Annotated in this window: 30 protein-coding genes; 23 read left to right on the top strand and 7 right to left on the bottom strand. The window is 46.6% G+C overall.

Going from position 1 to position 24,686, the window contains the following annotated elements; genetic code table 11:
* Window positions 1-25: 25 nt before the first annotated feature.
* Window positions 26-628, top strand: a complete 603-nt coding sequence (locus tag LNN34_RS09895; protein WP_229043198.1) for a hypothetical protein — start codon at window positions 26-28, stop codon at window positions 626-628.
* Window positions 629-836: 208 nt separating this feature from the next.
* Here LNN34_RS09895 and LNN34_RS09890 read toward each other — a convergent pair whose 3' ends face one another.
* The 6 genes from LNN34_RS09890 to LNN34_RS09865 form a co-directional block, all read right to left on the bottom strand.
* Window positions 837-1,073 (bottom strand): hypothetical protein, encoded by a 237-nt coding sequence (locus LNN34_RS09890; protein ID WP_229043197.1) that lies wholly within the window; start codon window positions 1,071-1,073, stop codon window positions 837-839.
* A gap of 1 nt (window position 1,074) precedes the next feature.
* Complete coding sequence (locus LNN34_RS09885; RefSeq protein WP_229043196.1) at window positions 1,075-1,263, bottom strand: hypothetical protein; 189 nt, start codon at window positions 1,261-1,263, stop codon at window positions 1,075-1,077.
* Between the two features lie 162 nt (window positions 1,264-1,425).
* On the bottom strand, window positions 1,426-1,863 hold the full coding sequence (locus LNN34_RS09880; RefSeq protein WP_229043195.1) for a hypothetical protein: 438 nt from the start codon (window positions 1,861-1,863) through the stop codon (window positions 1,426-1,428).
* 105 nt (window positions 1,864-1,968) lie between these two features.
* Entirely contained in the window at window positions 1,969-2,172 is a 204-nt protein-coding gene (locus LNN34_RS09875; protein ID WP_229043194.1) for a hypothetical protein, read from the bottom strand.
* A 364-nt stretch (window positions 2,173-2,536) separates the two neighbouring features.
* Window positions 2,537-4,303 carry a right-handed parallel beta-helix repeat-containing protein gene (locus LNN34_RS09870; protein ID WP_229043193.1) on the bottom strand — a complete coding sequence of 589 codons (1,767 nt, stop codon included), beginning with the start codon at window positions 4,301-4,303 and terminating at the stop codon, window positions 2,537-2,539.
* On the bottom strand, window positions 4,303-5,100 hold the full coding sequence (locus LNN34_RS09865; RefSeq protein WP_229043192.1) for a poly-gamma-glutamate hydrolase family protein: 798 nt from the start codon (window positions 5,098-5,100) through the stop codon (window positions 4,303-4,305). Before LNN34_RS09865 ends, LNN34_RS09870 begins: the two co-directional genes overlap by 1 nt.
* Before the next feature lie 130 nt (window positions 5,101-5,230).
* On the opposite strand from LNN34_RS09865, the gene LNN34_RS09860 reads away from it, so the two are divergent.
* From LNN34_RS09860 to LNN34_RS09840, 5 genes are all read left to right on the top strand, one after another.
* Complete coding sequence (locus tag LNN34_RS09860) at window positions 5,231-5,455, top strand: helix-turn-helix domain-containing protein (RefSeq protein ID WP_229043191.1); 225 nt, start codon at window positions 5,231-5,233, stop codon at window positions 5,453-5,455.
* 98 nt (window positions 5,456-5,553) lie between these two features.
* Window positions 5,554-6,579: a glycosyltransferase family 2 protein gene (locus LNN34_RS09855; protein ID WP_324251397.1), complete on the top strand. Its 1,026-nt coding sequence runs from the start codon at window positions 5,554-5,556 to the stop codon at window positions 6,577-6,579.
* A 449-nt stretch (window positions 6,580-7,028) separates the two neighbouring features.
* Window positions 7,029-7,415: a phBC6A51 family helix-turn-helix protein gene (locus LNN34_RS09850; RefSeq protein WP_229043190.1), complete on the top strand. Its 387-nt coding sequence runs from the start codon at window positions 7,029-7,031 to the stop codon at window positions 7,413-7,415.
* A 445-nt stretch (window positions 7,416-7,860) separates the two neighbouring features.
* Window positions 7,861-8,139, top strand: coding sequence for a hypothetical protein (locus tag LNN34_RS09845; RefSeq protein ID WP_229043189.1), 279 nt, complete (start codon window positions 7,861-7,863; stop codon window positions 8,137-8,139).
* 114 nt (window positions 8,140-8,253) lie between these two features.
* Window positions 8,254-8,445: a hypothetical protein gene (locus LNN34_RS09840; RefSeq protein ID WP_229043188.1), complete on the top strand. Its 192-nt coding sequence runs from the start codon at window positions 8,254-8,256 to the stop codon at window positions 8,443-8,445.
* A 141-nt stretch (window positions 8,446-8,586) separates the two neighbouring features.
* Here LNN34_RS09840 and LNN34_RS09835 read toward each other — a convergent pair whose 3' ends face one another.
* Window positions 8,587-9,138, bottom strand: coding sequence for a tyrosine-type recombinase/integrase (locus tag LNN34_RS09835; protein WP_229043187.1), 552 nt, complete (start codon window positions 9,136-9,138; stop codon window positions 8,587-8,589).
* A 416-nt stretch (window positions 9,139-9,554) separates the two neighbouring features.
* Between LNN34_RS09835 and terL the strand changes: the two genes are divergently transcribed.
* The 17 genes from terL to LNN34_RS09750 all read left to right on the top strand — a co-directional run bounded on the left by terL (window position 9,555) and on the right by LNN34_RS09750 (window position 24,679).
* The gene (terL, locus tag LNN34_RS09830) at window positions 9,555-10,991 is read left to right on the top strand and encodes a phage terminase large subunit (RefSeq protein ID WP_229043186.1); all 1,437 of its coding nucleotides are present in this window, start codon (window positions 9,555-9,557) and stop codon (window positions 10,989-10,991) included.
* A 19-nt stretch (window positions 10,992-11,010) separates the two neighbouring features.
* Window positions 11,011-12,588, top strand: coding sequence for a phage portal protein (locus tag LNN34_RS09825; protein ID WP_229043467.1), 1,578 nt, complete (start codon window positions 11,011-11,013; stop codon window positions 12,586-12,588).
* 87 nt (window positions 12,589-12,675) lie between these two features.
* Complete coding sequence (locus LNN34_RS09820) at window positions 12,676-13,407, top strand: scaffolding protein (protein ID WP_229043185.1); 732 nt, start codon at window positions 12,676-12,678, stop codon at window positions 13,405-13,407.
* A gap of 57 nt (window positions 13,408-13,464) precedes the next feature.
* Complete coding sequence (locus LNN34_RS09815; RefSeq protein ID WP_229043184.1) at window positions 13,465-14,586, top strand: SU10 major capsid protein; 1,122 nt, start codon at window positions 13,465-13,467, stop codon at window positions 14,584-14,586.
* Between the two features lie 51 nt (window positions 14,587-14,637).
* Window positions 14,638-14,976 (top strand): hypothetical protein, encoded by a 339-nt coding sequence (locus LNN34_RS09810; protein ID WP_229043183.1) that lies wholly within the window; start codon window positions 14,638-14,640, stop codon window positions 14,974-14,976.
* Window positions 14,976-15,248 carry a hypothetical protein gene (locus LNN34_RS09805; RefSeq protein WP_229043182.1) on the top strand — a complete coding sequence of 91 codons (273 nt, stop codon included), beginning with the start codon at window positions 14,976-14,978 and terminating at the stop codon, window positions 15,246-15,248. Before LNN34_RS09810 ends, LNN34_RS09805 begins: the two co-directional genes overlap by 1 nt.
* Before the next feature lie 14 nt (window positions 15,249-15,262).
* Entirely contained in the window at window positions 15,263-15,601 is a 339-nt protein-coding gene (locus LNN34_RS09800; RefSeq protein ID WP_229043181.1) for a hypothetical protein, read from the top strand.
* The gene (locus LNN34_RS09795; protein WP_229043180.1) at window positions 15,598-16,407 is read left to right on the top strand and encodes a hypothetical protein; all 810 of its coding nucleotides are present in this window, start codon (window positions 15,598-15,600) and stop codon (window positions 16,405-16,407) included. Before LNN34_RS09800 ends, LNN34_RS09795 begins: the two co-directional genes overlap by 4 nt.
* Window positions 16,408-16,418: 11 nt before the next feature.
* The gene (locus tag LNN34_RS09790; protein WP_229043179.1) at window positions 16,419-16,814 is read left to right on the top strand and encodes a hypothetical protein; all 396 of its coding nucleotides are present in this window, start codon (window positions 16,419-16,421) and stop codon (window positions 16,812-16,814) included.
* Window positions 16,811-17,167, top strand: a complete 357-nt coding sequence (locus tag LNN34_RS09785; protein ID WP_229043178.1) for a hypothetical protein — start codon at window positions 16,811-16,813, stop codon at window positions 17,165-17,167. The genes LNN34_RS09790 and LNN34_RS09785 overlap by 4 nt, the downstream gene beginning before the upstream one ends.
* Entirely contained in the window at window positions 17,164-17,592 is a 429-nt protein-coding gene (locus tag LNN34_RS09780) for a hypothetical protein (RefSeq protein WP_229043177.1), read from the top strand. Before LNN34_RS09785 ends, LNN34_RS09780 begins: the two co-directional genes overlap by 4 nt.
* Window positions 17,593-17,609: 17 nt before the next feature.
* Entirely contained in the window at window positions 17,610-18,089 is a 480-nt protein-coding gene (locus LNN34_RS09775; protein ID WP_229043176.1) for a phage major tail protein, TP901-1 family, read from the top strand.
* A 61-nt stretch (window positions 18,090-18,150) separates the two neighbouring features.
* Complete coding sequence (locus tag LNN34_RS09770) at window positions 18,151-18,516, top strand: tail assembly chaperone (protein WP_229043175.1); 366 nt, start codon at window positions 18,151-18,153, stop codon at window positions 18,514-18,516.
* A gap of 143 nt (window positions 18,517-18,659) precedes the next feature.
* Window positions 18,660-18,818 carry a hypothetical protein gene (locus LNN34_RS09765; protein ID WP_229043174.1) on the top strand — a complete coding sequence of 53 codons (159 nt, stop codon included), beginning with the start codon at window positions 18,660-18,662 and terminating at the stop codon, window positions 18,816-18,818.
* Between the two features lie 15 nt (window positions 18,819-18,833).
* Window positions 18,834-21,965, top strand: coding sequence for a phage tail tape measure protein (locus tag LNN34_RS09760; RefSeq protein WP_324251396.1), 3,132 nt, complete (start codon window positions 18,834-18,836; stop codon window positions 21,963-21,965).
* Window positions 21,965-22,789, top strand: coding sequence for a phage tail family protein (locus LNN34_RS09755; protein WP_229043173.1), 825 nt, complete (start codon window positions 21,965-21,967; stop codon window positions 22,787-22,789). Before LNN34_RS09760 ends, LNN34_RS09755 begins: the two co-directional genes overlap by 1 nt.
* Window positions 22,790-22,801: 12 nt before the next feature.
* On the top strand, window positions 22,802-24,679 hold the full coding sequence (locus LNN34_RS09750) for a phage tail protein (RefSeq protein WP_229043172.1): 1,878 nt from the start codon (window positions 22,802-22,804) through the stop codon (window positions 24,677-24,679).
* The last annotated feature ends 7 nt before the right edge of the window (window positions 24,680-24,686 follow it).

Genomic DNA, 24,686 nt, shown 5'->3' with positions numbered 1-24,686 from the left:
TACGACGGCGCAATGCGGGTATTTAATGCTTCTCCAGTGCTACGTCGACTATAACGGTGTTCTCGTTAAATCTAGCCGCAACAAAGCACCGATGACAACATCCGACATGATGGACGTTTTACAGCTCGGCAAGAAGCCTCGGACATTTTACGATTTCTTAGCCGCATGCATTGAACGCGACATTATACGGGAAGCCACCGACGGTTATAGCGTAAATGAACGCTACCACTTCAAAGGAAACTTCGGCAGCCAGTACGTTGTGAAGCTATATACTGCGAAAATTAAACGCGTATATAGCGAAGTTAAGGCGACGGACATCGGTCTTATTTATCGTATGCTCCCGTTCATACATTTCGAGACGAATGCTCTTTGCGAAAATCCTTTCGAAAAGAACCCGAAACGCATCCGGTGGTTTAATAAGAAAGAGCTTGCGGAGGCTATCGGGGTAACGCCGGACACGCTAGGTCGCCGTCTTAAGCAGATGAAATTCGACGGTGAGTACGTTGTTGCGCGTATTAAAGTCGGCACAGAGCCGGAGCGATTTACGTTTAACCCTAACGTCTTCTATCGCCAATCTAAAGCGCCGGACAAAACGTTGATTGCGCTGTTTAACGTTAAGAAGAATTAGTACAAGAAAAAAGCGAGAGGTTAGCGCAATCTTCTCGCTTTTTCGTATTTCTCTATATCCGATTCAAGATAAAGGGGAAGGCGGCCGTTATCTACACGTGAAACTTCCGGTGGGAAGTCCACATGTCGTTTAGACCAATTGTTGACGACTTGACGGGTAACAGACCAACGAGTCGCCATGTCTGACTTAGTTAATAATTTCGGAATTATCATGTCCACCGAGCATAAACGTCCCAAACGTGTTTTTCGGAAGAATTACCTTCTATAAAGTCTACTACCGCGTCGATAACTTCATTAAAGCCTTGGAGTCCGATTTGGTCCTTAAGTAGCTGCTCCTGCTCAATGATTGCGGAGTTTATTTCAATTCTTTCTGATCCCGTACCTGGTGTTTCCTCTAACTCCCTGCTGTGTATATTTAATTCAATAATACGTTTGATTACACTCATATTAGAAAGCTCCTTTCAGATCTTCTCTGATAGCTTTAGCGATTCTTACATGTTTGTTGAACTCTTTGATAAGGTTGTTTTTGCCCCAAACCGGACCTTCATACTCATTGATCATTTCCTTGATGCTCTTTGCGATTCTTTCCATTTTAGCTAATTCCTTTTGAAGTTCCTTGATTTGATAAGTTTTCATGTTTACCGTCCCCTTTGCGTTTTGTTTGTTTCCTTTATCTTGATTACATCATATCACGTATTGTTTACGGTGTAAACACCTTTAATAAAAAAATTATAAAAAGTTTTTAACCGATGGATGAAACGAAAAAGGACGCCCGTTAAGGCGTCTATATTTTTGCGTTTATTTAACGTTGAAACGCGCTGACTCAAAAGTCCCGATATAATGGCGCTTGCCTGAATCCGTATAACAATCGACCTGGATCACGTAGCTGCCAGCGCCAGTCTTACCGCGAATCGACTTTACGCTAAATGACTTCAGCGGCGTTGCGGTCTTAAAGCTGCCGCGCTGCACCAAACCCGTATCGGTCAGACCGCCACCTGAGCGCTTTTTATAAACGCCAGCCGTATAGTAAAGCGTGTCCGCACCTTTCTTTTCGGCCTTCCAATCGACCGTCTTTGCGCTGCTTGTATACGTAGTCGCATCCGTATAGACGCGCGCTTTATGTCCGAACTTCTCCGTCTGCCAGCCCGACCAGGCTGCGTCTGCTTGCGGTGCTAAGGCGGCGGTACTCGCGATCAAAGCCGCGGTGATTACGATTGATTTAAATAAACGTTTCATACGATTTCCTCCTCGACCTGTAGGCGCGCTCCACACGTAGGGCAACACGCGTCAGGCTCTATTTTTACGTCAAGTCTTGCGTAATTACATTCGTTACAAGCGTATTCAATCATCGTTCATAGCCTCCGTTTCGACTTCGATCCGGTAGCCGAAATATTGTAACATCGAATTGATCCCAATTTGGTAAGCGCGCCCACATCGACCGAAATTGGCGGCGGGGCGCTCGTATAGATCGAGGATCTGAGCTTCCTGTTGCGATGTAAGTGCCGGCGTATCCGACCATATTTTGCGAATCATAAGCTGCTGCATACCGTTATCGCCTCCGTTTGAGTGCGACGACCAGGCCCGCGATTGCAACGATCAGGGCCGCCGCCGTAATTACGATTGATAAAGCCGTTATCATGGCGCGCTCGCCTCCTTGTGTTTTCGTTTTTGATACGGTACTATAGGAGACACGGGGAGGACTCTCACATCTATCCCCGTATCAACGTTTCTGGCGCTAGTCGTTTTTGCGATTAGCGTTTTTTGCGTTAACGCATGCGGTTGCAAAATTCGTTAGCGCAATGACGAAGTTTACTATCGCCGTTATAATTAGTACCGTGTCCGCGTTCAATTCGTTTTTCCCTCCTTTCTATAATTCTATTATACGATATCGTATAACGTAAGTCAACGGTTAAATTGGAATATTGTTCGTTTCAATGTCGGTTTTGTTCAGCGCTAGAGAGCCGGCTATTTTATTTCCGATAACTCGCGAATTAATAGATTCATCGGTCTTTATCGGACTGTATAATTTAAATCCGCTGACAGAATATACAACGTTTTCTTTAATTAGGACGCCGTCTGTGTTTTTCGTGTGAATCCCATAGCCGCCGGAAGCCGTTCTATTAAACGTTACGTCATTACCGGATATTTCGTGGTTTTTACCGCCGATAACATAAATCGGTATCAAACACTTCGCGTCAGTTATATCGTTTCCTTTGATACGCACCTTACGACCTTCAGCGCTTTCTCCGTATATAGCCATATTGGTCGGCGCAGGAATTCGATTGTCTTTAATGAATACGTCGCTGCCTTTATCGAAAGCTATAGCGTAAGCCGCAGCGCTAGGATACTCGGTAAGATCGACGTCATTATCGAATACTTTCGCGGACGACCTCGTAATTACGAAGCCTTGTTTGCTTCGCTTTATATCATTCGACTTTGCTTTAACGTTGGTAGAATCAATGATCTCCATCGCGGTGATATCCGAGTCATTTAATTCGTTACCTTCGAACGTTATATCTCTAGAATTGCGCGCGCAACACAACTTTCCTGGACAGTGGTTTACGGTATTATCCGAGAATTTAACGTTCTTGGCTTCGAATGTGGCTAAGGCAATACCGTCCACGCTTAATTCTGAAATCGTATTGTCTGAAACGGTAACGTCAGCGCCGCGAACATCTATACCACTGCTGAAGCCTTTTATCGTATTACCGGAAATGGTTGCGTTATTTCCTATAAAACCTGACGAAACACCGAGCCCCGCAATTGCAGTGTATTTTTTATCCTTACGAACCAGCGTATTATTAGCGATCACTGTATCGGTGCCGTAGCCGTAGGAGATCGAGTTATCCGAATGATTCCCGGAAATAACGACCTCGTAGCCGCTGAAGTTACATACGGACTGTGCCACGTTACCTGCGAAAGTATTATTCGTTATCTTCACATTACGTGGCTCTTCGTAGTCAATGTCGCCTTCTCCGTAGCCTTCGATATCTATGCCGAACATCGGCTTACAACCATCGTTTATGCCTGCGTTTGTAATTTCGTTATTCTCGATCTTAATGTCTTCGCCGCCCGTTACCGATATGTTATTGCGGCGCGCTCCGTCTAATTTGCAGTTTCTAATCGTTACATTGCGAGCAGGGCGGTAAGTCGTCCAGGAAACGTTAAGCATACCTTGCGCGTTAACGATAATGCAATCGCCTGTACAGTCCGCAATATCAACGCCTTTAATCGTGACATTCTTGGCGCCGTGTACGTTTATACCGTAGCCCCATTCATGCGTTTTCTTCTTTTCGAAGTCGCCATGTCCGTTAAAATCGTGCTGATAACGTTCACCGCGTATCTTTCCTCCTTTTATTGTTACATTTTCGACCTCGCCGATATAGAAGCACGTATAACCGAAAGATCCATTCGGCGCGACTCGGAATTCGGCTTCGGGATGTAAATTAAGCGTCATATTGGACGGCACGATAATGCCTGCGTGTTCTTCCGGCTTGGTAACGGATTCTTCGTTAACGCCGTCGATCAAGTAAACGCCTTTTGGAATGTCTATTTCGCAAATGCCTGCCTCTACTGCGTCCTTAAGCGCCTGATTAAAGCCTGACGTAGTCGCAGCCGCCTCAGTTCCATCGCAACAAATACCGTATTTTTCGACTTCCAACGTATATCGCATCATTATTCGTTACCTCCAACGTTATAATTTTCGTTAATAAAGACCGACAGCAACCCGGTAAATTTATAGAACGTCGCGGTTTCGGTTCCGGCGCGTCCAGCAAGCGAGAACGTTCCGAACATGCTCTTTCGCAATCCGGTGCTAAGCTCGAGTTGCAGACTTTCGCCGGTTACGCACTTATTCGCTATGTTCGCGGCACGGGCGCCCGCAAAGCGATGTCCTTCGCCTACGAGCTCGGCGCTAAAGCCGGCCGCATTCAAGCGGTCTACTAACGCCTGGCCGCGTATAGGATCGGTGCCGCCTACGATAATGTGCTCGGCGCTGTCGCTATAACCGTGAAGCGATATAACGCGTTGGTGGCGCGTAACCAGGTCAAGCGCGGTCGGTTCGTCAAAGTGGGTGCTCGTGATGTGGAGGTCGAAGCCGTTCGGCGTCTTAAGCGATTCGAAAAGATACGTTGAATAGTCGTTGCTGAGTTCGCGAGCAAGTTCGCTGGTGCCGCCTTCAATACTGCCGCCATGTGGCGCAAGTATCAATACGGGCGTGGCGCGATCGGTCGCGAATATATTGTAGTTCGTCTCGGGTTCGTTAGCTTGGAGTTCGGCAAAGTTGCGGTAAACATCGGTGGCTAGCGCGGTGACTGAAGTGAATGCGGATAACATTGCGCATAGAATAAACGCTGTGATATACTGGAAGTGCTTCGCTCGATTCGGACGGTGCAGCTTTGCTTTGGTCGGTGGGGCTGCGCCTCCGTTTCGTTCTAAAATCGCCTTATTCAGTTTTTGTGTTTCGTTAATCATTTCGTTACCCCTCTCGGATTTTATTAACGAGGGCCCTTCGTTGACCTAAATATACGATATACGATATTGCATGTCAACGGATTTGCGGAAATTTATTCGATATCGTATAATAGTCGCAGAGGTGATCGAAATGAAATTAAACGCTACGCCGCGCCTAAATGCCGTTATGAAGGCGAAAGGATGGACGCAGGTAAGGTTGTCGGAAGCATCGGGCGTTCCGCAAGGTTCGATTTCGCGATTCGATAAAAATAGTCGCCATGAAGATTGGCACGTTTTTTCAATTGCGAAGGCGCTCGAAGTAGAGGTCGAGGAACTATTCGAGATTGAAGAAGCAACGGAAGAGGGCGCTGAATAAATCGGCGTCTTTTTTTCGTCTTGAATTCCTAACCTTATCTGGTATAATTATCCTATAAACATCAGTACGGGAATTCCCGAACCGAGAGGGTGGACGAAATGAATCCGAAAATGAGCGTTATTATACCGGTATATAACGGCGAACAATACCTGCGCGAATGTTTAGATAGTGTTCTCGGTCAAACGCTGAAGAATATCGAAGTTTTGATCGTAGATGACGGGTCAACCGATTCAACGCGCAATATTCTAAGGTACTACGAAGCCATTGACGAACGGGTCAAGCCGATCTACCAAGCGAATCAAGGACCGGCCACGGCACGCAATAATGCGCTAAAGCAGGCGCGAGGTGAGTACGTTGCGTTTATCGATGCGGACGATTGGATCGAGCCGGAAGGTTACGCGACTATGTACGAAACTGCGCGCGAAAACAACGCCGATATTGTATTTACGGATATCTGCTGGGATTACGAAGATACTACGAAAAGCTATACGAAAAGTTATCGCGCAAAAGCAAATACGCCGTTAGGTCGGGACGAAATCAAGGCGGAAATACTGACGGATTTTTTATATAACGGATCGTACGGCGGCGTTTGGAAGTTAATCCGCAAAAGTTTAATAGATACGTATGGCCTAACGTTTCCTGACGGTAAGTATCTCGGCGAAGATTGGCTGTTTAATATGGACGCGTTTACGTACTGCCAGACGGCTTATTATATCGATAAACCGTTGTATCATTACCGGCAGATTAACGACGAGAGCTTGATGCGCAAATACAACCCGCAGCTATTCGATTCGTACATAAACGGCAATACGCTAGAAACGTACGCGAAACGGTGGGGTTTGTACGACGAAAAGGTTGCGGTTGATCTAGCGCGGCGGAAGTGTTATATCGCGGTAAACGGCTGTATACAGAACGAATTCAAGCCGGGCTGCGATAAAGGGATGCGCGAAAAGTTAGCGTTGATTGAACGTATAGTCGAGCATCCGAACGTAGGGAAGGCGGTTGAGATAGCGCTGCAGCACGAGGAAAGTTGGGCGCGGCGGATTTACCTGGCGATGCTAAAACGGAAGGCGGTTTTCGGGTTGTTCTTGGCGGGGAAAATACTATCGATGAGATGGCGTTGAGTTGGCGTCATCTTTTTTCGTGTAGTCCGATTCTCAATTACGGAAAACTAATTGATAATGAACACGACTTTATTCGCACAAATCGGCGAAAAACACGACTTTATTCGCACAACCGAAAAGTGGGTTCGCGCTTAGAGCCGCAAGGGATACAGCGATTTTAGGTCGCCAATCACTTCTTAGTCTTGTGAATCACAAGCCTCTGGAACTCCGTTTCACTTCGTCCAGTATTATCGCGATCAAGTACTTATTAATTAATATCTGCGCGTATGTAGGGAACGAAGTGACCGGAATTAGCGCTATGTTTAAGTACATACGGAAAGGACTGCGCTAACCTAACGAAATTAATTTCGGAAACTTAACGATAATACCCGATAATTTACACCCTTAGTTATCTATGTATTATAGAAGGACGTAAAGCTACGTAAAACTTAACGGAAAGGAGGGCGGAAATGGCTCGGAAACTTAGCGAAAAACAAATCGCTGCTATCGAATTTTTAGCGCAACCGAACAGAGGCGGATTGACTTACGATCAGATTGCCGATGCAGTAGGCGTTACAAGACAGACGTTGCATAACTGGCGAAACAACGATGACTTTTACGAAGAACTAAAACGCAGAATTAAGAAGCAATCAGCGGAAAGAATGCCGGATATCATAGCGTCAATACCCGATCATATTATTAACGATGGGAATGCCGCAATGCTACGGACGTACATGCAGTGGCACGATATGCTGACGGAGAGAACGGAAGTAGACGTTAAGAATGACGGTAACAACATAGCGGATATCAAGGCGGAAATAGAGCGTCTGAGGGCGCAACGTAAAACGGAAGAATAGACGGACAGTAATATATGAAGCGTTCTGATAGCGGTAGGTTACGCCGTTTGACGGGCGCTTTTATTTTATCAGCCGTGGCCTTCTAGCGCGTGACCCCTCGATCACTTTCGGAATAAGCCCCGTGAATATACAGTATCTTATACATATCGCGCTATCCCTACCGTATATATAAACGTTGATATATCACGGTTCATAAGATGCATAAATAAAACGTAATACATAACGCAATACAAACACGAATGAATGCCGTCATATCAACGACCAGACCTCCCGCCCACTGTAACTTAATCCGATAATGTTACACTCGATATACAAAACGGTGCATGCCGTATGAAAAACGAAAAGGGGGGGCGGGGGAGGAAAAACGAAAAGCCCGGGCGCCAGGCACATTTTAAACGCGCATTTCAAAAATTCACTTTGACCTAACGGAAAGGAGGCGTTCACTGTGACGCGAGGAATCGAAAGTATCATCGCTGATTTAACGGAATTCAGAGACGAAGAAGTAACGGTAAGTGAGCGCCTGACCTCCGATGGCTATTATATCGCGGTTAAGTTTTCCGAAAAGCTTCCGGAATCTGAAATCGCAATAGTCGGCGGCACCCGTCCGCCAAAGGAAGCGCTAGATGCGCTAGGGATATCGCTAACAGACGCACCTTATTTCGGAGTGACGAGCGATTTCTTAAGAGGAGCGGAGTGGGTTATCGAACAATTACGTAATAGATAACGATTCTGCCACGAAATTAAAGCGTCACAGCCGTTTTAATCCAGCCGTAGGGTATTCGGTAGGGTAAACGTTAGAAGCGCTGATTTCGTGTGATTTCGAAGGGAGGGCGAAAGGGTGGAACGTATTCTTCGATTTGTTTACTCGACAGCAGAACGCCACAACATAACGACGGATATGATTATCGACGCCTTTTTACAGATAAAACAAATTGGAATCGACTTGACGGATGAAGAGATTATAGTCGCGCTTGCTGAATTAGGCGATAACGGGATACATGGACGCCTAGCTGTCGAGAGATTAATTTAGACTTGCGTTCGACATTCGAAAGGGTTTATAACCCGACGGTCGACTTAGCCTACGTGAGTCCAACGCAATCAGAACGAGGCTTCCGCACCCTACGGCGGAGGTCTTTTTGTGCTTGCGTAAAATAAAAAAAGCACCGCAGGCCTAAACCTCGATGCTTTCGTAAGCTTCCGATATTTCATCGGCTGTTATTCCGATGTATCTCAACGTTTCACGCTCGCTTGAGTGTCCAAGTATGGACATAATACGCGTAATATCAACGCCGTTTTCGTGCAGACGATAGCCGAACGTCTTACGGAGCGAGTGCGTTCCTATCGCGCCGATTTTATCCGCAATGCCGGCCCGTCCGGCCGCGTCGTTTAGTATCCGGTACGCTTGAACGCGGCTTATCGGTTTGCCGCCGCCTTGCCGGCTGGCAAATACGTAGTCTTCATCGGCAGCGTCGCTTAAATACGTCTTGATTTCGCGTAACACGGACGAACTAAACGTAATCTTACGCTTTTTTCTGCGTTTTTGTTCCGTGATGACTAGAGAATCCCGGCCGCGAAGATCCCCGACCTTAAGCGTTAATAAATCGCTGATACGCAGACCAAAAGCGGTGCCTAGCGTCAATAACAGACGGTTGCGACCGTTCAGGGCGTTCTTCAGTTTATTAAAATCGCGCTTAGATTTAATCGGGAATACTTCGTTAGCCATTTCGTTCACTCTCCGTAACTTAATTTTTATTTTGTTACACTCATAATAACGAAAATGATAACGAAAGTCAAACGAAATTAAACGAAAAGGAGGCGATCTTTATCGCATGGGTTGATGGACGATGGCTCAAACCGGCTGAACGCGCTGAATTAATCAACGTTCTAACTGAATACCTAGACGCGTTAGATGAAACGTACGGCGACGACATTCCTGCGTCAGAGATCGCCGATTATTACGAAAAAGCAACCGAACTTGAACGGCTGAAACGGATTCAGCGATGCGAAGGTAATCTACTCGAGTTCTCAATCGAATATTTCTCGGATGCGCGAAACCCTGATAACGACGGCAATTGGGACGGCTTCGACATAACGGACGTTAGCGAAGCGCCAGATTTCCACGTAGAGATATGCGACATTATGAACGTCGTGTCTTCCGAAAAGGTTAACGAAAAGATAGCGGCAGCGGCGCCACGTTCGCACGCAAAGTCGACTTACCTATCGAAAGCCTTTCCGGTTCACGAAATCGTTTATCGGCGCCGGAAATATACGATCATCATTTCGGAAACGCCCTCCGTATCTAAAGCGAATATGGAATGGATTCGGAATCAGCTTAAGTTCAACAAAAAGCTGCGCGCCGACTTTGGGCCGTTATTGTCGCCGCAAGACCAAGCGAATATCATCGATAACTCCGAATCATTCATTGCGTGGCATCCAGACGGAGACAGCCGAAAGCAGCTTGCGCTAGTGCAGGCGGCCTCTACAGGTCAGGCGTTGCGTGGACGTAACTGGAACGGTACGCGGCCGGACCTTATTATTTGCGATGACTTAGAGGATGCGCGCCCAGGCGGAAACGCCAGCACGCCAGAACAGCGAAATAGTCTCCGTAACTGGTTCTCGCAAACGGTCATGCCGTTAGGTGATCCGAAAGGAAAGCGGACAGCCTTCGTTTACATGGGAACGACGGTTCATATGGACGCGCTTTTAATGCATGTACTATATAAGCGGTCGGACTTCGTGACGAAAGTCTATCGCGCCATTATCAAGCAGCCGGAACGTCTCGATCTTTGGGAAAAATGCCGGCTTATTTATGTTGATCGCGAAAATCCGAACCGACTAGCTGACGCAGAACGGTTTTATAGAGAAAATGAAGCCGAATTATTGCGCGGCAGCCGAGTTTTATGGCCGGAAGTCCAGCCGTTGTTTAAACTAATGCGCTGGAAATGGGATAACGGATCTAAAGCGTTCAATACCGAGTACATGAACCATCCAATCGACGAGGAATCGATGATTTTTAATCCGGAAAAGTTCACGTACCACAACGGTAATATCGATTTCATGAAATATGACGTTTCTCTTGCGGTGGATTTCGCGATGGGGAAAGAGCGAGGGGACTATTCCGCAATTACGACGGTCGCTATCGATAAAATTAGCGGATCTATTTTCGTTATTGACGCTTTTGGTCAACGTTTGAAGCCGGACGAGTTTATGAAAGTTATCGTCGAGAAGGTCGTTCATTACCAACCGACCGTAATTGCGGCCGAAGCGCAAGCAGCGCAAGAGTTTTTCGTTGATGAGCTCAAGAAGCAGCTAACGAAAGCCGGCTATCCGGCAGATACTCGCGTTAAGAAGATAAAACACCGTAGCCGTAAAGAGCTCCGTATCGAAGCGTTATTGCCTTCGATCGAGAATGGAACAATCCAATTCGACCGTAAGCATGCACTATTACTGGAGCAATTCGAACAGTACGGCACCGGAGCCCACGATGATGTTATCGATGCGTTAGAAATGGCGGTCTCTGCTGCGGCTAAATCGCGAAGACGCAAAGGCGGTAACGTCGGTAGTTACCGTTACTAAACGAAAGGAGGCGTTTTACATCGTAACTGTAGATCGGAATTTTATTAACCCGTTTCAATTCGTAATACCTATCGAAGAAGCAATCGGTTCGCGCGAATTCCAGCGTATTTGCGACGAAATTAAGCTTTACCGGCGCTATGAGGGCAGCTTAAACGTCTGGTCCGACTATACTAAGTCGGACAATATCGCATATGAGCCGACTACACTTTCGATGAATTATCCACGAAAGTTAATCGATACGATGGCAGCTTGGCAGTTCGAGAAAGAGCCGAAAGTATCAGTACCGCCCGATGTAATCGACGATCCGGCGCAAATGATGCAGTCTGGCTACGAGCCAAGTGCGGAACAGCAAGAGGAAAACAGCCGGGCAAAGGCGAAAGAGCGGCTACTGAAATGGGTTTGGGATGATAACCGGATGCATGAAAAGCTACTGGCTGCGGCTAAAGATCGTGCCATCAGTCGTACGGGCGTATATGCGAGGCTCCACTATGACACCCGACGCGGCGAAATTAAAATTCTGTGGCACCCTTCGACGGAAGTTATCGCAGTTCATAACGAATGGGATGCAGACCAATTAGACGCTGTTCATTTCGTAGCTTGGCTTGACGAAGAACAGACACGCCTTTGGAAACTCTCGTACTATCTCGTATGGAAAGGTGACGAAGAAACCGGCGCCTATGATTGCGAGATTGAGGAAGCCGTTTATGACGATGGTTTGTCTTTGCGCGATCAGCGAGTCGAAAGAAAATCTATGGGGCTCGATTTTATCCCGGTTGTTCATATCCCGACGGACAAACTTACCGGTCATAGCGAAGGTTACAGCGAGGTCGAGAAACTGATCGATACGGCGGATGAAATTGACCGCAAAATATCGGACTACTCCGATGCGCTTCGGTTTGAAATGTTCGCGATTACGTTGCTAACTGACGTAGAGAATGATCCGAAAAATCCGTTTCAAGTTTCGCCTAGTGCTATTTGGGATCTCGGTGAGTCGGACAAAGACGGTGGGACTCCTGACGCGAAGAAGCTTGAAAGCGGATTTAAATTTAAAGAGGCGATTGAAGCGTATCTTGACCGGATGCAGAAACGGCTCCACGAAATCAGCGAGGTTCCGATGGTCAATACGGCTGACATGAACACCGGTGGTATAAACGACATGGCACTCAAAATGCTATACGGCTCAATCATTTCGAAAACGCAGCGGGCTTGGATCGTTTGGCAGTCCCGTTTACAAACGTTGAACGAATATATTTTGCGCTATATGAAAGCGCGCCAAGAGCATCCGCGATTCAAGTACGACCATAAGCTTCTATCGCAAGTCGACGAATATTACGACAACAAAATTATCTTCGGACTTCCTTTACCGGAAGATCAAGCGGCGTTAATTACGCAGCTAGGCGAAGAAATTTCTAACGAATTGGAATCCGTTAAAGGTGCGATCGCTCGAAGCGGAAAAGAAAATCCGGAAGCTAAATTTATGGAGATTTTACAGGAGCGCAACCTTAAAATGCAATCGCAAGACCCTTACGGTGAGTCTGCGAGCGGCAGGACACCGGAAGATGAAGCGGAAGAAGACGAAGAAGATCCTAACGCATAACAACTATTGACCTACGATATGTCGTTAAACTATCGGTTGTTGTTTTGCGTAATCCATAGCCGACGGGCTTTAAACGGAGGTATAGGAATGGATGTACAACGAAAATTACTACGTTTGAATTTACAACACTTCGCGGAACAGGAACCGGGAGAAACTAACGCTCAAACTACGGCTGGGGAGCCGGAACCAACACCGACTGAGCAAACGCAACAGCCGGAAAAGACGTTCACGCAGGCCGAAATTGACGAGATTGTTAATAAGCGGCTTGAACGCGAGAAAAAGAAGCGTGTGGAGCTCGAAGAAAAAGCGAAACGTCTCGAAGAGTTAGAAAAAGCGGAAGAAGAGCGCAAAAAGGCGGAAATGTCCGAAGCTGAACGCTTAAGAGTCGAAAAAGAAGAAGCGGCCAAGAAAGCGGAAGAGGCTACGGAAGCAGCTAAAAAAGCTCAAGAATCGGCTAATCAACGCATTATTAACACGGAGCTTCGTGCTATCGCTCGATCACTTAACGCAAACGATCCGAATCAAGTTCTCGCGCTACTCGATAAGTCAGCGGTCCAGATTGACGAAGAAGGTAACGTTGTTGGAGCCGAAGAAGCAGTCGCGGCGTTTAAGGCGTCCAGTCCGTGGATGTTTAAGCAACCGATTGGAGCAGACGCAGCGGGCGGCAGTAATCCGGCAACCAATAACACTCAAACGGAGATCGTCGCGAAAGAAAAAGAACTTGAAGAGGCTAAACAAAAAGCTCTTAAGGATAGCAGGTACTCAGGAACAGTGACGAAGATATTTAATGAGCTTTTAAGTTTAAAAAACAAACGGTAATTCAGTCGCCTTCTTGGCGGCTTTTTTAATTACAAAAACTATTAGGGGGATTAACACATGGTAGCAACTAGCTATGATTTCCAGCAACAAGTTCGCCAAATGCAGGCGAACGTAGATTTAATTTTAACAAAGGCGCCTGTTCTTTTCGGGCTTATCGGCACAGGTGAAGGTTTAACGCAGACTAAGTTCGAATGGCAGAACGATTATTTAAACAGTGACACTGGCGTTGTTAAAACAGCGGCTGCGGCTGACGCAACTGAAATCGAATTAGAAGCCGGAGAAGCTCAAAAATTTACAATTAATGCTTTGGTTCAAAATGGTTTAGAGGTGTTTCGTGTAACTGCGGTTGATGAAGCCGCCGACAAAATTACGGTTCAGCGTGGTTACGACGCTACCACTCCGGAAGCAATTGAAAAGGATGGAGAAATTAAAGTAATCTCACGTCCGCGTCCGGAAGGAGAAGACGTATTTAGAAAAAATGAGATTAACGATCGTATTGTATCGTTCAACTACTCGCAAATCTTCTCTCGCTACGCTTCTGTATCGCGTACTCAACAGCACGTTAGGACGTACGGAGTTTCTGACGAACTCGACTATCAAGTCAATTTGCGTTTGCAAGAAATGGTTCGTGAGATTAATAACTCATTAATTTATGGTCGTAAATATCAAGGATCGGCAGCTCAGCCTCGATCAACAGGCGGATTATTCGCTTTTGCACAGGAGCAGGGGTCTGCAGTAACTGATTTCGGCGGACAAGAAATCACAGCGAAAGGCTTGAACGATGCTGTAGAGGCAACATTCAAACGAGGTGGTCGTGTAAATACGATCCTATGTAACTCTAGTGTTTCAAGACAAATAACTAAATTAGCTAAGGATACGATCCGCACAACTCGTGGAGATGAGCAGACAGGGTATCAAATCATGTCATTCATGAGCGACCTCCCTGGTGGAGCAGTAACACAAGTCGTTGTTGACCAAAACATGCCTAAAGATCGAGCGTTGTTGCTTGACCTTGATAACATCAAAGCTCGCTATCTTACTCCGGTTTATGACCAGGACGCTACTCCAAATGGGGCGGATTATTTCTCCCGTGTCATCCGTGGCGAACTTGGATTTGAAATCAAAAACGCAAAAGAATCTGTGGCTGTTCTTTCTGGCATCTCTAAAGCTGTTTCCTAACATAGTGGAGGCTTCGGCCTCCTATAAATATTCGAAAGGAGCGCGATATACTTGGCACTAAGTGTAAACGATATTAAACGATTAAATGAGTCGATGCCGGTTGCGAATGACCTTAAAATCGGCGACTTACTGGCGAAATTAGAATCGAGCTCAGGCGCAACTGTAGAAATCAAATGGGCGGATGTCACCGGAAAACCTTCGACTTTCCCGCCGTCATCACATACGCATACAATCGCCAATGTCACAGGTCTACAAACGGCTCTCGATGGTAAATTAACCGCATCCAAAGCGGCATCACAAGCGAACAGCACAGCAACAGACGTCGAGGGTTTGAAGGCTGATCTTAACGCATTACTTGCGAAACTCAAAGCAGCGGGGCAGATGGCGTAATGGCAGAATATAAGACGTTACCAAACTACGAATTTATGAGAGACGGTTTGCATCTCGTTTTTAACGGATACGGCGTATATAAAACGAATGTCGAGAAGGAAATCAAAGCGCTTGATGCGGCGTCACCGTTTATTCAGCGCGTAGATGTTGAGCCTTTACCGATCAAGGAAGATAAAGAGGAGGAAATCGCGGCTGAAGAAGTTGCGGAAGATTCTCCGACTCCTGACGAAGGAAAGCAAAAGCCGAAAGGTCCTTCTAAGAAGAAAAAATAACGGAGGTGAGTCATGTGGCGGTATCAAGTCGACTAGCAACGCGGTTAAGTAGAGTGGAAGGCGTCACAGCGGACGATATTGCCGCATGGATCGCCGAAGCCGAAGCTGAATCCGGTCTAAGTGCGGAAGAAAACGAAAATGCTGTTCTATTCTTAGCGCTGGCAATCGCATACGAAACTATCGCAAGTGATGCGGCTCGGTTCTTCAGTTTCCATGACGGAGAAGAATCGATAGACAAAACGAACATTTTTGCTAATTACATGCAACTCGGAAAAGACGCCCGGAAAGATTATCGTAAAGCTTATCGGAGAAGCGGCGGCCAGATGCATCCGAAACGAGCTGATGATCGATGAGCAGCCAAGCGGAACTAGACCGCCAGCTTAAAAAGGTTTCGATGCAATATCGCAAGCTAAACGCAAGTCAGCAAGTGTACGCGATAAAGGAGATCGGACGAATCCGACTTGAGATCGTTGACTTACTTACAGAGTACAGCGGCAGCGACGGAAAAATTAAAAGGCAGCGCTTGAACAAACTACTTCGCGAGTTAGATACGATTGAAAAGCTTATGCGAACTACCGGTATGAGCGCCTTCGAGAAAATATTCGACGACACAGCCTCGACGACTTCAGACGCTGTAAAAACGGCGTTTGTGGATTCGGTAGGCACCGCAGCTATATCCGGAGTTGCTTTCGATAAGATCAACAAAAACGTTGTTCGTTACATTGTAAATCGAGTAGGCGACGATGGTTTAGTATTATCCGACCGAGTATGGCGGTTTGCTGGCGATCAGCGTGACGAGCTTTCAAAAGCTATTCGTACGGGAATTATAACGGGCCAGTCCGTTAGTGAGATTAGCGCTAATGTACGCAAGGTCTACGAAAATGACGCATGGAAAATCAGGCGGTTGGTTGTAACGGAAGGGAATACTGCGCATAGAGTCGCGGCGTCTTATACCGGACAGCAAAGTCGAGTCGTTAAGGCTATGCGGGTACATCGCGGAAAAGCTAATCGTCCTGATCACCGATGTACGCAGCTTGAGCTCGAAGACCGTTACGGAATGGGCGCCGGACTGTATAAGCCAGACGATCCGGAAATCTATATGATGCACATTAATTGTACCGGATATTTAACGTATGAGTTGCACGACAAATACAAATAGGAGGTGACTGCGTGATAACACCGGAAGACGTCGTGTTTATGAAGCAAGCGCGAAAAGAGGTCGTTCAAGGACGAACTCATGACGTGGTTTTATTTTACGAAGGGGAAGTCGTAAGAGATCCGATAACAAACGAGCCCTTACCGAAAACAGAACCGCCAAAACGGATTGTTCCCTCTGTAGTCACCGAAATAAGCTCGCAAGTTAAGATCGATAAGTATCTAGCGGACGGAATCGAAGTTCAATCCGGCGATATTTGGTTCTCGATTGCTATCGAACTGATCGAAGATATTTACGAGTCTCTTAAAAGCGTAATCTATGACGAAAAGACTTACGAGATATTATCCGTAGATAAAAAAGGAATCGGAGCAAGAAATCGCGCCGAGATCGTTGGGAGGCTGAGAAGATGAGTCGTTCCCAGGTACGTATTTCAGTCGAAGGTCTTAATCGAGTTGTGCGCGGTCTTGACGCAACGCAATTCGTACAAGAAGTCGATGAGGTAACGGAAGCTCAGACGCTATTGATGGCGAATGAATCTGCTGAACGGGCTCCTGTAAAAACGGGGAAACTTCGAAATAGCATCGTAGCCAGTCCGGAAAAGGTTGCGCCCGCAATGTGGGAATATGGATCGGACGTAGATTATGCGAAGATCCAAGAATATACGCATAAAACTCAAAGCGGGTTCATCCGGGATGTCGTATGGAGCAACGAACGTGTCTATCGCGGGAAAATACTTCGCTTAGTGCGAGGTTTAGGTCGATGAGACAAATCGATGTTCAATATTCGATAATCCAACATCTCGCCAAGAAAACCGGATTTGAGGTCGTATGGGTCTATGATGGCGTTGTATTACCGGAGACCAAGCCGTTTATTACGGTACAGCAGAGGCAGAACACTCCGACGGTTGTTTCGAAACAGCGAGAATCTGTGCGAATGATTTACCGATTCCAAATCGGCCTTCACACAAACGCCGCGACAGAACGAGCAACCTTACAGGAGCACCTTAAACGGATATTCTTATTCGATAAAATATCGCTTATTAACGCAAGTGAACCGAGCCAAACGCTCGGTCTTTTTTATGTCAATTTAACGGCGGAGGTTCCGTTGCCTGCGGAGGAAGTGGCGGATAAGACGCAGTATCATCGCGTTTATTTTGACATCGAGATAGATACGACATTGAACGCATAACAAAAGGGGGATTTAATTTGGCGGTAGAATATCGCGGAGAAGAGATTTTATTTGCAGCGGTAATCGAAACGGAGTCAGGCGAAAAAATGGTGCGCCCGTTTAACCAAACGAGCGGAACAACTAGTACCGAAGCCGATTCAATCGATTTGGACACGAAGGATAAAACCGGAAGTGACTACGGAAAGGTAACGCAATCCGTTTCGATTGAGGGCGTTATTACAGAAGGCGATCCGTTTATTAAGGCGATGAAAAAGAAAATCCGAAATAAAGAGTTCGTCAAAATTTACGAAATTGATACTCGGACTAAAGAGGCGGAAAGCGGCATGTATATGATTTCTTCGTTCGAACGCGAATTTGGAAACGGAGATTTCGCAACGTACTCACTTGAAGGCTCATTGAACGGAGACATTACGGAGGAAACTCTAACGGAAATTCCGGAAGGGGCACCGTCTTCATCTGCTCCAGCTAGCGGAGATACAGGCACGACAACACCTTAAGGCATCGCTTAATCGCGGTGTCTTTTTTACTTAACGAATAAAACGAGAAGGAGACGATTATATGGCACGTTTTGAAATTGAAGGAGAAGAGTACGAATTAAAGCTGACGTTTAAGAGCGTTAAACACCTTGACGGTTTGTACAAAGGCGGCTCATTCGAATTAATCGGTAAAGCACTTGTTGGGGATTTAGAGACGTTTGTACACGTTGTACATGCGGGGCTTTTTCACACCGAAAAGAACATTTCGATTTCTAAGGTTAGAGCAGCTATCGAAGAAGGAGTCGAGAAAGAAGTACTCGATATGGATACGATTCTTAAAATCACGAACGAGGTCGTATCGAACAGTTTTTTCTACAAGAAAACAGCGGAAAAGCTTCTGAAGAAAGATCCGAAAGCGGCGGAAATGCTGGCGGGGATTTTGGAATAGACCAAGTACTGGCCGAGGCTTGGCGGTACTTATCATTAAAGCCTGACGAAGTTTACGCACTGACACCGCGGGAGTACCTCATCTTAATCCAGGCGCAGCAAGACAAGAAGTTCGATCAATATGACGACATGGCTTCACTCGCGATGATGATCGGAAAAGTTCGCCAAGCTAAGAAAAGCATTAAGCAATCGGATTTATTCAAGCGTCCCAAAACAGCGGATGATGAAGTCGATATCCCGCAGGAAGTTATTGCAAAGCAGCAGCAAGCCTCCGAATGGCTGTCGCAATTTGACATCAAATAAGAAAGGAGGGGCTATATGGCGGATCAATCGATTATCGTCCGGATTGGCGCCGATATTTCTAACCTAACTACGGAATTGCAACGATCGCAGAACTCGCTTAGAGACTTCGGTTCGCAACTTCAGAGTATGGGTCAGTCTATTGCGTTAGGGTTCGGAGCAGTCGCGGCAGGCGTAGGCGCTGGGTTAGGCTCTGCGGTTAACAAAGCGATGGACTTCGAGGCGCAGATGTCTAACGTTAAGGCGGTATCTGGCGCAACCGGCGATACGATGGAAAAACTTACGGACTTAGCAATCGATATGGGCGCGAAGACGAAATTTAGTTCGTTAGAGGCCGGCCAGGGGATCGAGGAGCTTATTAAAGCCGGCGTTTCGTTAGAGGACATCATGGGCGGCGGTCTAGCAGGGGCGCTCGACTTGGCGGTTGCCGGCGAATTAGACCTCGGAGAAGCAGCCGAAATCGCATCGACAGCGCTAAACGCCTTTAAGAAAGACGGCCTTTCAGTTACGCAGGCGGCGAATATGCTGGCGGGCGCGGCCAACGCTTCAGCGACGGACGTCCACGAACTAAAGTACGGCCTATCTATGGTATCGGCGGTTGCTTCAGGCGTTGGGTTGTCGTTCAAAGATACGTCCACAGCACTTGCTATATTCGCGCAAAACGGACTCAAAGGTTCGGACGCTGGTACGTCACTCAAGACGATGCTGTTAAATTTAACGCCAAGTTCGGAAGCTGCATACGGCCAGATGGAAGAGCTTGGACTGATTACTAAAGACGGATCAAACGCGTTCTATGACGCAGAGGGCAACGTTAAGTCGTTCGCAGAAATGTCGGAAGTCCTGCGGGAAAAACTTAAAGGGCTTACGTCGCAACAACAACAGGCCGCGCTTAAGACAATGTTCGGTACTGACGCTATCCGGGCAGCAAACATCATGATGAAAGAAGGATCTAAAGGCGCCAAAGAAATGTGGAAGGAAATGTCTAAGGTCACTGCGGCTGAAGTAGCTGCGGAGAAAATGAACAATCTTAAGGGCCAGATCGAAGAACTTAGCGGCGCCTTTGAAACGGCACAAATATCCGTCGGTAATGCGCTATTGCCAGCGTTGTCTAAACTCGTTAGTATTGCGCAGTTTCTAGTCGATGGGTTTAACAAACTCTCGCCGGGCATGCAAAAGTTTATAGCGTACGCAGGGGCGGCAGTCACTGTTGTTACAGGCTTAGTCGCTGTTTTTGGCGTAATTTTAATCTTCATAGGTTCGGTAGTTTCCGCAGTAGGAACGCTAGTAGCAGCATTCAGCGGGGTAGCCGCAGCATTAGGCGTAACGAGTTCGGTATTGCTACTAATTATCGCGCATATCGGGCTTGTGGTCGGAGCAATCGTCGCGGCAGTCGCAGCCATCGCGTTGTTAATCAAAAACAACGAAGCCATCCGTACTAAGCTCGAAGCCTTGGCGAACACGATCGGCGCAAAGCTCGCCCCGGCCCTTGCGACACTGAAGACGCTATTTAGCGGTTTAGCAACGGTTCTAACGGGTGACTTCGCAAGCGGTGCCGATAAGTTGCGTCAGATTCTTCCGGAATCAGTCGTCCAGTTAATCATCGCTGGCGCAACGGCCGTACAAAACGCGATTACGAATTTGATAAGCGCCGTCAATAAAGCGTTTCAAGGCGACTTTAGTTCTATCGCGCAATACATTCCGACAATCATCGGATTGTTAGTCGGCGGCATACCGGGCTTGATCATTACGGGCGCTAAATTTCTGCCGGCAATCGAACAGGGCCTACAGACATACTTGCCGACGTTTCTAAACGGTTTTGTCAATCTCGTAACTTCTGTCGTAAACGCGATTACTACGAATCTACCGATGCTTGCGCAGGCTGGCGTTCAGATCATAACGGGACTTCTAACCGGATTTACGCAGGCGCTTCCGAATATCCTAACGGCGATTACGCAAGTCATAACGACTTTAATCCAATCGATCACAACGCTCTTACCGATGCTCCTTGGCGCGGGAATCTTAATCATTACGTCGCTGATCCAGGGAATTGTCACGGCACTTCCGGCAATCATTACGGCAGCTACGCAATTACTAACGATGTTGATTACGACAATTGTGACGTTACTACCGATGATCATTGAGGCCGGCATCCAGATATTGAATGCGCTGATTAACGGAATCATCCAGGTTCTTCCGCAATTAATCGAGGCGGCGCTGCAGCTTATTATGGCGCTTATTAACGCAATTGTGACGAATCTACCGTTAATACTCGAAGCGGGCATCCAGATACTGACGGCTTTGGTCGACGGAATTATTACGATGCTTCCGCAACTCATCGAAATGGCGCTGTTCTTAATCGTCAGTTTGGTCCAGGCGCTGATCAATAATTTACCGAAAATCATTGACGCGGGCGTCCGTTTAATCATTGCGCTAGTCAACGGCTTGATCCAGGCGCTTCCGCAATTAGTTTCGGCAGCAATTACGTTACTTACGCGATTAGTTGATACGATCATCCGATTTATGCCGCAATTAATCGATCTCGGAATTAAGTTACTAGTTGCGCTCGTGAACGGATTAATTCAGGCCGCGCCAAAGCTCCTGCAGATGGGCGTAAAAATCGTGACGGATTTGGCAGGCGCAATCGGCGATAACGTGAGTAAAGTGTTCGATGCCGGGGTCGATTTGATCAAGGGTCTCTGGAACGGAATCAACTCCGTGAAAGATTGGATTCTCGGAAAAATTGGCGACTTTGCGGGCAGCATTACGGACGGAATCAAAAGCTTCTTCGGTATTCACTCGCCTTCTCGCGTATTCCGTGATGAAGTCGGTAAATTCTTACCGTTAGGTTTGGCGGTCGGTATCGAACGAAATATCGGAGCGGTTCAGTCAGCGGCAGACGCAATGGCGAACGCAGCCATGATTGACGCACAGGATTACGCGTACAATCCGTCGATGGTGTTGACAGGCGGCAAGATGGCGAAAGTCAAACACGCCTTCGAAGCGTCAGTTGCGGAGCCGAACGTCGGGCAGCCGATGCACATCGAGCTAGTGACCGTGATGGATAGCGAAGAGATCGGGCGCAGGACAGAACGCGTTGTAAGTGCGGAACAAGGGCGGAAAATTTCGATTAAAAATCTGATGCAGGGGTGATGGGGCGGTTGTTAAATCTGATTATAACGAAACTCAACGGAACTACTTACGATTTAGAAGCGCTAGGAATAACACTCAAAGAATTTAAGCCGCGTTCTCCATCGCCTATCCACTCTTCGGAAAGTATTGAAGGCGCGCAAGGCGAAGTAGATTTGGGAACAGTTTATGGTCCGCGTATCATCGACTGTTCCTTTTATATGAAAGCGGCTGACCTTACCGATTATCACCTTATGCGCGATGAGGTTTTCGCGTTATTCGATTCGAGGCAGGCTTTTTATATCACTGACGGTTATAATCCGGGCAAGCGTTGGTTTGTAAAAACGAATCAAGAGTACTCTATCGATCAGAACAGGATATACGGCTTTTTTGATATCTCATTCATATCATTTAAGCCGTTTTCTGAATCGATCGGAACTACGTTAAGCCCGTTTACCTTCGATTCCGACCTCTGGCAAATAGGCGAAGGATTAACCGATGAAGATTACAAGTATTCGTTCAAAACCAATACTTTCCGAATCTTTAACGCAGGAACCGAAGAGATAGACCCAAGGGAGCTGCCGTTGATAATTACGTACAAAGGAGCGTCTAGCAAACTAACGATTACAAATAGTACGATGGGAGACGTTTTTCAGTACAGCGGAACGACTGGTGCCAAGGACGTTCTATCGTTAAATAGAGTCCAAGTTAAAAAGAATAACGTAAGTGTTTTCGGACAGACGAATCGAAAAGTAATTAGACTAGCCCCCGGATGGAACGATTTTAAAATGGCAGGAACAAGCGGAAGCTTCGAAATAAAATTCGACTTCCGTTTTTATTATTTATAAGGGAGGCCCGAAATGAGTAGCGCCAGCTTTATTAAGGAAATCGCCCCGGACGCGCAAAAGATATTCGTCAAATATAAGATTCTTGCGAGCCTCGTTATTGCGCAGGGTTGCCTTGAAAGTGCCTACGGAACTAGCGGCCTCGCGGTAAACGGAAAAAACCTTTTCGGCGTAAAAGGCGAATACAACGGTCAGTACGTAATTATGAAAACGTGGGAAGTTATCGACGGTAGAAACGTTCAAGTCGACGCAAAGTTTCGTAAGTACCCTTCGTGGTATGAATCGATGCAGGACCTCGCCAAGCTTTACGTTAATGGAACGAGTTGGGACCCGAAACACTATAAAGCTGTCGTAGGCGAGTCCGATTATAAAAAAGCCACGGCTGCGCTAGTAAAAGCCGGGTATGCAACCGATCCATCGTATGCTACGAAGTTAAACAGCATTATATCAACGTATAAACTAACGCAATACGACACATCGTCTAGCGACACTAATCCGGTAATTCCCGCAACTCCAACGACGATACCATATGAGGACGAAGTAAGCACGGACCTGTTCGTACATTCACTTACCGGCGCGGTTGAATTGCTCGCTGGATTTAGCGTAACTAGGAACAGCGGCATCAACAACGAAAAAACGATAAGTGTTTCAGGCGTACGAACTGACGTAAATGAGCACGCGGTTGCTTTAATTAAGAACGATAATATTTTCGAATATAAGTCGGAACTTTACGTTATAAAGAAACTTAGTACAAAGCCAATCGGTGAATCTATCAAAATCGAAGCAACTGCGATTCATAAGATGTTTATAGATTTGCGTGATCACTATATCTACGATACGCACAAAGGCGAAAAGGCTTATCGTCCAGAGGCTGCGTTAGAAATCGCATTATCCGGTACGCCTTACGCCTATAGCGTTGATACGACCGGACTTCCAACATCGGTGACTATCGAAAATTTCGGCGATGCTAATTCGCTCTCGCTGCTGGAAGATATCGTCGAGAAATTCGGAGCAGAATTCGAATGTGTACAAAACGTTATATTTGTCGCGAAAGAAATCGCACGTGTTACCGATAATCAAATCCGGTATAAATTTAACGTTCAAGATCCGCAACAGGAAATCGATACGAGCGACATAAAAACCTTTATTCGAGGATTCGGTAAGGGAATTGAAGCGGAGTATACGAGTCCACTAGCGTCGGTTCTCGGTATAAGGCACGCTGATCCAGTGCGAGATGATCGCTACACCGTCAAGGCGGATTTACTTGAGCGAATAAAAAGCGAATTATACGATCGTATCGATATCTCTATTACGTTAACTTACGTTGAGCTCCTTGAAATGGGTATTCAGGACATTCGCAAAGGAGACTACGTTTGGTGCATTCTCGATCCTTTCGGTATAGACGTTCAGCTTCGCGTGACCGAAAAAGAGGATTATTCGGACCCGAGTAAATCTCCGAAATATACACTAGGCACGCTCACGAAAAGCTCAACCGACATTGTTTCCGAGTTTAACCGAACTAAAAAGGTCATCGGAAAGGTTATCGACGGTACCACCGGAAAGATAAAAAGTAATGCGGTTACTATCGGTCAATATACGCAATTCGAGACTGGCTATGACCCGTCTCAGATACCGAGATATTCACTTGCAAGCGCAACGACTGACGGATTAATGAGTTCGGCGGACTTTACGAAATTAGCCAGTATCGTTTTAGGTCCAGACGGCCAGGTATCTATTGTGTTGGCCTCTGAAACAAATAACGGACTCATGAGCGCAGCGGACTTTACGAAATTAAAGCATATAAAGGTCGGTACCGAAACCGTTGATATTTCGACCTTGCCGCAACAACTGGAGTCCATAAACCAACGGCTAACAGCACTAGAAAATAAATAACGAGGAG

The organism is Bacillus sp. AF23 (assembly GCF_020861455.1).
GTDB classification, from domain to species: domain Bacteria; phylum Bacillota; class Bacilli; order Bacillales; family Bacillaceae; genus Bacillus; species Bacillus halotolerans.
This window is presented reverse-complemented; position numbering and strand designations above follow the sequence as displayed.